Source organism: Pelomonas sp. CA6 (assembly GCF_022549225.1).
Taxonomy (GTDB): Bacteria; Pseudomonadota; Gammaproteobacteria; order Burkholderiales; family Burkholderiaceae_C; genus Roseateles.
Genome location: NZ_JAKZFD010000007.1, coordinates 166,595 through 177,130 on the forward strand (window position 1 = coordinate 166,595; position 10,536 = coordinate 177,130).

The 10,536-nt window shown below is 71.2% G+C and carries 2 protein-coding genes; both read left to right on the forward strand.

The annotated features are described in order from the left end of the window. Positions 1 to 61 precede the first annotated feature (61 nt). The gene (locus LZ017_RS13450; RefSeq protein WP_241397355.1) at positions 62 to 2,911 is read left to right on the forward strand and encodes a hypothetical protein; all 2,850 of its coding nucleotides are present in this window, start codon (positions 62 to 64) and stop codon (positions 2,909 to 2,911) included. Between the two features lie 148 nt (positions 2,912 to 3,059). Next, on the forward strand, positions 3,060 to 10,532 hold the full coding sequence (locus tag LZ017_RS13455) for a hypothetical protein (RefSeq protein WP_241397357.1): 7,473 nt from the start codon (positions 3,060 to 3,062) through the stop codon (positions 10,530 to 10,532). Positions 10,533 to 10,536: the final 4 nt, after the last annotated feature.

Consider the following 10,536-nt stretch of genomic DNA (forward strand, 5'->3'; position numbering starts at 1 on the left):
CACCCTAGAAGAAGGCAACTCTATGAAACCAACTCCGCAGCAACGCGGAGGAGGGCAACGCTTGCGCCTGCTTTCCTCCGCCACCGTGGCCTGTGCCGCGGGTCTGATGGCGACGGCCGCCTGGTCGGCCGCGCCGCCAGCCGGCACCAGCATCTCCAACCAGGCGACGGCGTCCTTCAAGGACAGCACCGGCGCGCAGCAGCTGACCGCTTCCAACACGGTGGTGACCACGGTCACCCAGGTCGGCGCGTACACGCTGACGCCGTCGGCCAACACCAAGAGCGCCGCAGCCGGTGCCACGGTATACGTGGCCTATGTGCTGACCAACACCGGCAACGGCTCGGACAGCTTCACGATCAACGCCAATGAGCTGGCGGGCGGGGCGGACTTCAGCAAGATCGAGGTCTACCTGGACAACGGGGCGGGCCAGCCGGCCAGCACCACGCCGCTGTGCACCTCCAGCACCGCGGGCACGGCCTGTACCTACGCCAACAAGACCCTGGCCTCGGGCGAGACCTTCAAGTTCGTGGTGGCCTACACCATCCCGTCCACGGCCACGCCCAGCACCTGGGGCAGCGGCAGCAACACCTCCACGGTGACGGTGGCGCCCAGCAACAGCGGCACCAGCTGGTACAGCACCTATTCGCCCAACACCCGCAGCGGCACCGACACGGTCAATCTGACCACCGGGGCCGCGTTCTCCGTGGGCAAGGCGATCATGGCGCCGGCGGTCAGCGCGGTGTCGGGCTCCTGGCCCGTGTCGACCAGCGGTCCGCGCGGCACGGCGACCACCTTCACCATCACCTACAGCAACACGGGCGCGACCAGCGGCAACCTGTACGTCAAGGACACGCTGCCGGCGGGCTTCACCTACACCAGCGGCAAGTCCGTGATCAGCTGCGCGGGCGGCACGGCGCTGACCGAGGCTTCGGGCGGCGACGCCACGCTGTGCAGCAGCGCGGGCATCGAGTTCGAGCAGAGCGGGCAGGTCGTGCAGCTGATGGTGCCCAACGTGCCGGCGGGCTTCACCGGGACCTTGAGCTTCCAGGTGGCCGTGGCCAACACCGCCAGCATCGGTACCACCGACACCAGCAACACGGCGCAATACACCGCCACCGGCTGCAGCGCCGGCAGCACCATTGCGGCCTGCTCGGCGAGCACGCTGGTGAGCACGAACTCGGCGGACTTCACTGTCACGGCCAGCCGCAGCGTCACCTTCAACACGGTGGACACGACGGCAGGCACGCCCGCCAGCGGGACCGACGGCGTGACCAGCGCGCAGATCGTGCCGGGCAGCTACATCAAGCAGACCCACACCATCACCAACACCGGCAATGCGGACGACATCTTCAACCTGACGGTGGCCTCCACGGGGCTGCAGTCGGGCAAGAATGCCTTCCCCAGCGGCACGACCTTCAGCTGGTTTGCATCGGATGGCACGACCCCGCTGCTGGACACCAACAGCGACGGCACCATCGATACCGGCACGCTCTCCGCGGGAGCCAGCAAGACCGTGGTGCTGCAGATCTTCGTGCCGTCCAGCACGACGGTGGCCAGCCCGGCCAACCTGGAAGCGGTGCTGACCGCGACCTCGGTGAACCTGCCTTCGGTGAAGGACGCGACCTATGCCGACGTGACCAACGTCATCGGCGGCTATGTGGACGTGACCAACACCGCATCGGGCAGCGCGACCGTCACGACGCCGACCACGGCCGACGTGGGTCCGGGGCCGAGCCAGTCGCCGACCTTGACGACCGCGACGATCCAGGCCGGCAGCGCGCTGGCGCAGATCCCGCTGTACATCAAGAACTACGACACCGTGGACGGCACCTACACGCTGCAGGCCAGCAGCAACAGCAGCTTCCCCGGTTCGCTGCCCGCGGGCTGGAGCGTGAGCTTCAGTTCCACGGCCTGTAGCAGCCCCACGGCTATCAGCAGCGTGGGGGTGACGGCGGGCAGCCAGTCCCTGGTGTATGCCTGCGTGGCGTCGCCGGTGACCGCGCCGACGATGACCCAGCCCGTGTACGTCAAGGTGACCAGCAGCACGGCCACCTCGGTGGGCAGCACGGCCAGCGACACCATCTATGACGCGGTGTCGGTGGTGGCGGCCAACGCCTACAGCTTCTCGCTGTCGGCCAACGGCTCGGCCACGGTGATCAAGGGCACCAACGTCGACTACTCGCACACGCTGACCAACACCGGGGCGAACACCTGCGGCTCGGGCAGCAACTACCTCAAGGTGACGGCCACGCTGCCGGCGGCCATGGTGACGGCGGGCTGGTCCACGGCGATCTACAAGGACGTGGACAACGACAGCCTGGTGAGCGCGGCCGACACGCTGATCACCGACGGCAAGCTGCAGACCGGCGGCCTGGCGGCGGGGGCGAGCGTGAAGTTCCTGGTGCGCGTCTATGCGCCGGGTGGCGCCAACGCGGGCGACGTTTCCAACGTCACCGTGACGGTGTCCGACGTGGACAGCACGGGGGCCACCGTGCAGTCTTCGCCGGCGGGCTGCGGCACGCAGGCCAACACCGACACCAGCACGGTGGTGACGGGTGCGCTCACGGTGCTGAAGAAGCAGCAGAAGTCCACCGGCGCCTGCGCCGCGACGCTGCCCACCAGCGGCTATGTGACCACCACGCAGACCGCGGCGCCGGGCGACTGCATCTACTACGAGGTGGTGGCCACCAACAACGCGGCCTCGCCGGTGAGCAACGTCTCCATCAGCGATGCGGCGCCGGCCTACACCACGCTGGTCTCCACGGGGGCGACCTGTGCCGCCAGCGGGCTGACCGGCACCGCGGCGGCCAGCAGCACCAGCGGCAGCACCATCTCCTGTGGCAGTGCGGCCAACACGCTGGCACCAGCGGGCTCCCTGACGCTGCGCTTCGCGGTGCAGATCCAGAACTGACCCAGTGAGCGGATCGCCGGCGGGCCAGGTCCTCCCTGCGGGGAGGGCACCCCAGCCGGCGCGAGGGGGCGGACGCCCCCTCCCTTCCCAAGGCGGCCCGAGCGCCGGCCGTCTCGGGAAGGGCCGTGCCCAAACGAGACGACGTGCCGTGACTTCTGCGACCACCTTCCCGTTCCCCCCGCAAGGCCGCCAGCCCTGGCGCCTGGGTGCCGCCTGGCTGATGGCGGGTCTGCTGAGCCTGAGCGCCGCGGCGCACGCGGCCATGCCCGCGGCCGGCACCGTGCTGCGCGTGCAGGCGCGTGCCAGCTATGCACCGCAGGGCTGGTCGCAGACCGAAAGTGTGCTCAGCAACGTGGCCGAGGCGCGCGTGCAGGCCGTGGACGCGCTGCAGCTCTCGGGCGATGCCTGGGTGGCGCGCCCCCCGGGCGTGCACGCCACCGTGCCCTATCGCGTGCTCAACACCGGCAACACCGTGCTGAGCCTGGTGCAGGCCGTGGCCAATGCCGGCAGCTGCAGCAATGGCAGCGACAGCACCGACCTGCTCAACCTGCGCGTCGTCTGGGACGTCAACAGCAATGGCGTGGCCGACCCCGCCGAGCTGGCCAGCAGCGCCGCGCCGCGGCTGCGCCCCGGCGAAAGCGCGTCCCTGCTGGTGCTGGGCGGCGTGCCGATGAGCAACGTCGGTGGCGCCTGCCTGCAGCTCAGCGTCGGCAGCAGCGCGCAGCCGCAGATGCGCACGCTGAGCACCTTCGTCAGCATCGCCGACAACCCCGTGGTGCAACTGGGCAAGACCGTGCGCTACGCCCAGGCGCTGCGCCCGGGCAGCGCCGACAGCGCGCACTACACGCTGACCGCCTCCAACATCGGCACCCGCATCGCCAGCCAGACGGCCCAGTCCGCCAGCGGCGAGGCCATCACCGTCAATGGCGTCGCGCAGCGCTTCCTGCTGCTGCGCGACGTGCTGCCCGCGGGCTCGCTGTACCGTGTCGGCAGCCTGCAGGCCAGCCATGCCGGCGCACGCAAGCTCTACCGCGTCGCCAACGATCCGGCCTTCGCCTACCGCGAGGGCGAGGACCAGGCCGCCGTCGAGATCGCCGTGGCCTACCCCTTCGACCTGGCGGTGGGCCAGACCATCAACGCTCAGTTTGACCTCGCCACCCAGGCCAGCGTGGGGCGCGAGCTGCTCAATGTCGCGCAGCTGCATTTCGGCAATGTGGCCGGCGCGGGGGCGGGCGTGGGCGGCGTTGCCGCCGTGCAGTCCAACGACGCCGTGGCGCCCGTGGCCGGGCAGCGCCTGGGCCTGGCGCATTGGGTGGTCGGCAGCAAGATCAACTACACCGCGGCCAACGCCCCCGACGGTACCGTCACCTACACGCTGGCGCTGCGCGTGCGCAACTACGGCGATGCACCGCTGTACAACCTGCGCCTGCCGCATCTGCTGGCCGCCCTGGGGTTGGGCAGCTACACCACGGCCGAGCTGCCGGCCGCGGGCCAGTACACCGTGGTGGCCGGCTCGCTGCAGGTCGTGGACCGCATCAGCAGTGACACCGTGCTCACGCCCAACGATGCCTTCACGGGGCAGGGCGGTCAGACCCTGCTGGCCAAGGACGGCGCCGTGCTGCCCGTGGGCGGCGACGTGACCCTGCGCTATGCCGTGCGCGTCAACGTCAGCGGTCGCGCCAACACCTCGTTGCCCAGCCAGATCACCGGTCAGGGCTCGCTGCATGCGTACGACAGCCTGAGCGTCGACGCCAGCGACGTTTCCACCAACGGCAGCGACCCGGACCCCGACCAGGACTTCAACCCCAACAACAACAGCGTCCCGACGCCCATCGTCTTTCCCGACGTCGCCGCGCTGGACCGCCTGGCCAAGGGCTTGGTCATCAGCAAGACCTCCGCCGATCCGGTGCGCGTGAGCCAGGGCGTCTACCAGCTCACCTACACCGTGCGCGTCAGCAACACCAGCGACGTCAGCGCTCCCTATGTGCGCGTGGTCGACAACCTGGCCTGCGCTTTTGACCCGAGCGATGCCGCGTTGAACATCGCCAGCTGGAAACTCGTCAAGCCGCCCGTGGCGCGCTACGGCGTCATGCCCGTCTCGCCGGCCTACACCGGCGAGGCCCTGTGCGACGACGCGCAGGCCAGCGCCAATGCCGAGGGGCTGTACCTGCCGCACGACCCGCGCATCATCCTCAACGACAGCAGCAAGACCCTGGCCCCGGGCGCCACCGAGGAGTACAGCTTCACCGTGCAGATCACCCAGCGCACGCTGGGGCTGCGCTCGCAGATCACCAACAAGGCCTGGCTGGCGGCGATGCAGGACAACGCGCTGGTCAATGCCGGCGTGCAGTTCGTCGCCACCTCGGCACTCACCAGCCTGCTGGTCGATCCGCAGGGCTACGTCTATGACAGCGTCAGCCGCCTGCCCGTGCCCGGTGCGCTGGTCACGCTGCGGCGCACGGCCTGCGACGGCGGCGGCACGCCACCGCCCATCGTGGCGGCGGAAGTCTTCGACGCCGAGAAGTTCAGCTTCAACAGCGATGGCAGCGTCAGCCTGCGCACCGGCGCCGACGGCCAGTACCAGTTCTTCTGGCGCGTGCCGCCGGTGTCCGACATCTGCACCTACGTCCTCAGTGTCACGCCGCCGGCCAGCCACAAGCTCAGCACCCAGATCCAGGGCCGTGCCAGCACCTACGCGGGCTGCGGCTTCGTCGTGCCCGACAACGGCATTCCCACCGGCAGCGCGCCCACCACCTGGTTCCCGCAGTTCCGCAGTGGCTACAAGGCCGGTGCGAGCCCGGCGAGCTGCGAGGCGCTGCACAACAACATCCCGCTGGACCCGGCCACGCTGAACTCGGCGCTGCTGCTGAACAAGAAGGCCAGCAAGTCGCAGGTAGAGCTGGGTGACTTCGTCGACTACCAGCTCACGCTGAGCAACCAGAGCGGCGCCACCCTGAGCCAGCTGCAGATCGCCGACGCGCTGCCCAGCGGCTTCCGCTACGTGCCCGGCAGCGCCTGGGTGGGCGGCACGCGCGTGGCCGAGCCGGTACGCGCGGGGGCCGATGCGCCCACCGCCTCCACCACCGCGTCGCCCGCGCTGCTGTTCCGGCTCGGCGAACTGACGCTGGCGGACAAGGGCGAGCTCACGCTGCGCTACCGCCTGGCCGTCGGCGTGGGGGCCGTCAGCGAAAGCGACGCGGTCAACAGCGCGCGCGCCTCGGCCGTTTCCGCCGCCGCGGCGCTCATGCTGCAGTCCAACCTCGCGCAGGCCAAGGTGCGTGTCAGCGGTGGCGTGCTGGGCAACCAGGCCTTTGCGATCGGCAAGGTCTATGCCGACTGCAACCGCAACAAGACCCAAGACGGCGCGGACGAGCCCGGCATCCCCGGCGTGCGCCTCTATCTGGAAGACGGCAGCAGCGTCATCACCGACCAGCAGGGGCGCTGGAGCCTGTATGGCCTCAAGCCCATCACCCACGTGCTGCGCGTGGACCGCTCCACGCTGCCCGTGGGCGCTCAGTTGGCGCTGCTGGACAACCGCCAGTCCGGGCAGAGCGACAGCCGCTTCCTGGACCTCAAGAACGGCGGCCTGATGCGCGCGGACTTCGCGTTGGACGGTTGCGAGGTGCCGGGGCTGCTGGCCGAGATCGAACAGCGCCGGGCCGCGTTCGCCAAGTCCGTGGACCAACAGCTGCAGGCCCTGGTCAACGCGCGCTTGCCCACCGAATCTCGAGTGGCCATCACCGGCGATGTGCGCTCGCTGCCGGCCAGCGGCAGCATCGAAGGCAGTGGCGCCGCCATCGGTTCCGCGCAGGCCCAGGTGGACGCCCAGCCCGTGCCGCTGATCGCGCTGCCCAGCGGGCTCAGCGGCCTGGGCGCGGGCGCGTCCGGCACGCCGGTGGTGCCGGCCGCGGCGAAGCCGGCACTGCCCCAGCCGGCGTCCTCCGCACCGTCCGCTGCACCGGCCGCCGCACCTGCTGCGTCCGCTGCACCTTCTTACGCACCTTCTTACGCACCTTCTGACGCGACCGAGGCGGCCGCGGCAAGCGCCGACCCTGCGGCCTCGGCGCCGGCTGCCGTTGCCTCACCCGCGGCCGCCACCCCTGTCCCGCCGCCGCCGCCCGCGCTGCCCGTGGTGCCGGCCAGCCCGGTGCAGGAGCAGGCGTGGGCGCAGCAGCGGGCCGTCGACCGGTTGCTGGGCCCCTTGCTGCCACGCCCGGCGGTCGACCCGGCACCGCTGGAGGCCCTCATCGAGTCGCTGGAGCCCCGGGCCGCCTTCCTGGGATTGCAAGACGGTGACGCGCTGGACAGCGACCAGATCCGTGTGCGCATCACCGGTCCGCAGCAATCCACGCTGCGCCTGTACGTCAACGAGGCCCTGGTGCCCGACACCCGCGTGGGCAAGAAGGCCGTGGTCACCACCACCGGGCTGGTGGCCTATGAGTACATCGGCGTCGAACTCAAGGCCGGCCTCAACACGCTGCGCATGGAGGCGCTGGACGAGTTCGGCAACGTGCGCCAGACCCAGTCCGTCACCGTGCGCGCCGTGGGGGCGCTGGCCCGGCTGCAGCTGACCACGCCCGAGCGGCTGGCCGCCGACCCGCTGCGCCCGGCGCGGCTGCGCCTGCGCCTGAGCGATGCCCAGGGCCTGCCCGTCATCGCGCGCACCGCCGTCACGCTGGAGGCACAGGGCGCGCGCTGGGTCAACGAAGACCTCAATGCCGGCGAGCCCGGCGTGCAGATCTTCGTCGAAGGCGGCGAAGCCGAGCTGCTGCTGCAGCCTCCCGCGCAGCAGGGCGTGGTGGGCGTGCGCATCACGGCCGGCCCGGTCGCGCTCAACCAGAGTCTCAGCTTCCTGCCGGCGCTCACCCCGCTGCAGGGCATCGGCATCGTCGAGGGCGTGCTGGACTTCAGCCGTGGCGGCCGCCTGGCGCTGAGCCAGCCCCAGGCCGCCAACGCCTTCGAGCAGCAGCTCAGCGGCCTGGCCCACGGCGACGACGCCGCGACCCGCGTCTCCGCGCGCGCCGCCTTCTACGTCAAGGGCGCCATCCGCGGCGACACCCTGCTCACCGCCGCCTATGACAGCGACAAGTCCAGCAAGGAGCGGCTGTTCCGCGACATCCGCCCCGATGAGTTCTATCCCGTCTATGGCGACGGCTCCGTGCGCGGCTTCGACGCGCAAAGCAGCGGCAAGCTCTATGTGCGCATCGACAAGAACCGCAGCTTCCTGCTGCTGGGCGACTTCGTCAGCGCCAGCAGTGCCGAGGTGCGTCAGCTCAGCCAGTACAGCCGCGCGCTGACCGGGTTGCAGCACCGCTACCAGGACGAGAACCTGCGCGTCACCAGCTTCTTCGCGCAGACCAACGCCGTGCAGCAGGTCGAGGAGCTGCCCGCCACCGGGCTGTCCTTCTACACGCTCTCCAACGTGGCCGGCGACATCAAGGCCGGCAGCGAGAAGATCGAGATCCTCACCCGCGACCGCTTCCAGCCCCAGATCGTGCTGGCCGCCCGCGCGCTTACCCGTGGCAGCGACTACAGCTTCGAGCCGCTGACGCGCCGCCTCTACCTGGTGCAGCCCGTTGCCAGCGTGGATGCCGACCTCAACCCGCAGTCCATCCGCGTCAGCTACGAGCTCGACGCCGGCGGCCCGCGCTACAAGGTCATGGGCACCGATGTGCAGGTGAAGGTGGGCGAGCGCGTGCAGCTGGGCGCGATCGCCGTGCGCGACGACAACCCGCAGAACGCGCGCACGCTGACCGCCGCCACCGCGCTGGTGCGCGCCGGCGAGCACACCGTGGTCAGTGCCGAGGCGGTGCAGACCCACACCGACCAGAAGGGCCGCGGCCAGGCCGCACGCCTCACCGTGCAGCACGACAGCGGCGCGCTCAAGGCGCAGGCCCAGCTGGTCAAGACCGGCGCCAACTTTGACAACCTCTCGGCCACCGCCGGCGCCGGCCGCACCGAACTCACCGCCAGCGCCGACTACGCGCTCAGCGAAGCCACCACGCTGCGCGCCCAGGCCCAGCTCTCGCGCACCGAGACCGGCACGGCCAATACCGGCACGACCGGCACCCCGACCACCGGCGGCGATACGCGCAGCAACCTCGCGCTGTCCGTGCTGCACAAGCTCGGCCCCCACACTGTGGTGGAAGCCGGCGTGCGCAGCGGCAACAGCAGCGGCACCGTCACCACGGCCAGCGACGCCGGCGTGGGCACGGGCGCTGGCACGGGCGTGGGCAGCGGTGCCGGCAGCGTGGGCCTGGCCGGCGGCGCCACGGCTTCCACCACGGCGCAAACCCCCGACAACAGCACCACCGTGCGCGCGCGCATCACCCACCGGCCCGAGGCCGTGGCTGGCCTGCAGGTCTTTGCCGAGGCCGAGCAGGACGTGCAGGACGGTCACCGCCACGCGCTGGTGCTGGGCGGCAGCTACGCGCTCACCGCCAAGACCCGCCTCTATGCCCAGCATGCCCCCGTGTCCACGCTGGCCGACCTGGCCAGCACCACCGGGCAGAACCTGCGCGGCGCCACGCTGATCGGCATCGACAGCGCATACATGGAGGGCGGTCGCCTCTACAACGAGTACCGCGCCGCCAGCAGCGGCGCCCCGGTGCTGGCGGCCGGCGTGCGCAACACCTACGCGATCAACGAGCAATGGCGCGTCAACGGCGCGCTGGAGCGCGTGCAGACCGTGGGTGGCGGCGGCAACACGGCCGCGACGACCACCGGCGCCAGCGCCGGGAGCAGCACCCCAAGCAGCAACACCGCCACCGCCGTGGCGCTGGGCGCGGACTATGCCGCCGGCCCCTGGCGCATGAGCGGCGCCGTGGAGCGGCGCCACGCCGCCAGCGGCGACAGCGGCCTGTACAGCCTGGCCGGCGCCTGGCGGCTGGGCGACGACCTCACGCTGCTGGGCCGCGCCATCCTGACCGAGACCGACGCCAGCGGCGCCAGCCGCCGCATCCAGCGCCAGCAGCTGGGCCTGGCCTGGCGCCCCGCGCTGGCCGACCGCTGGAACATCCTGGCCAGCTACGAGCACCGCACCGAGTCCGCCTCGGGCGGCAGCGACAGCGCCACCGGCGGCGCCCTCGGCGGCGCCAGCGGCTCCACGCTGGTGGGCAACGGCCGCCAGCAGACCCACATCCTCAGCGCCCACGCCAACTGGCAGATGGCGCCGGGGCAACAGCTGGCCCTGCGCTGGGCCGGCAAGCTCAGCCGGCTCGACGACAGCCTGGCCAATGGCAGCACCTGGGCCCAGCTCGTGCATGCCCGCTACACCCGCGACCTCACGGCCGACTGGGACCTCGGCGTGCAGGGCGGGCTGATGTGGGGCCGCGGCGCCGCGCGCCAGAGCACGCTGGGACTCGAGCTGGGCTACCAAGCCATGCCGGGCCTGTGGGTGTCTGCGGGCTACAACGTGCTGGGCCTGCGCGACCCCGACCTCACCGGCCAGAACATCACCAGCCGCGGCGTCTACCTGCGCCTGCGCTGGAAGTTCGACGAATCCGTGCTGCGCTTCGGCCGCGTCGCGGCGACGCCGGAGTCCTCCGCCACGCCCGTGGGCGCCTCGCCGGCGATGGCGCCCGTCACGGGCGCCACGGCCGCCTCGGGCGAGCAGCCCTGATGCC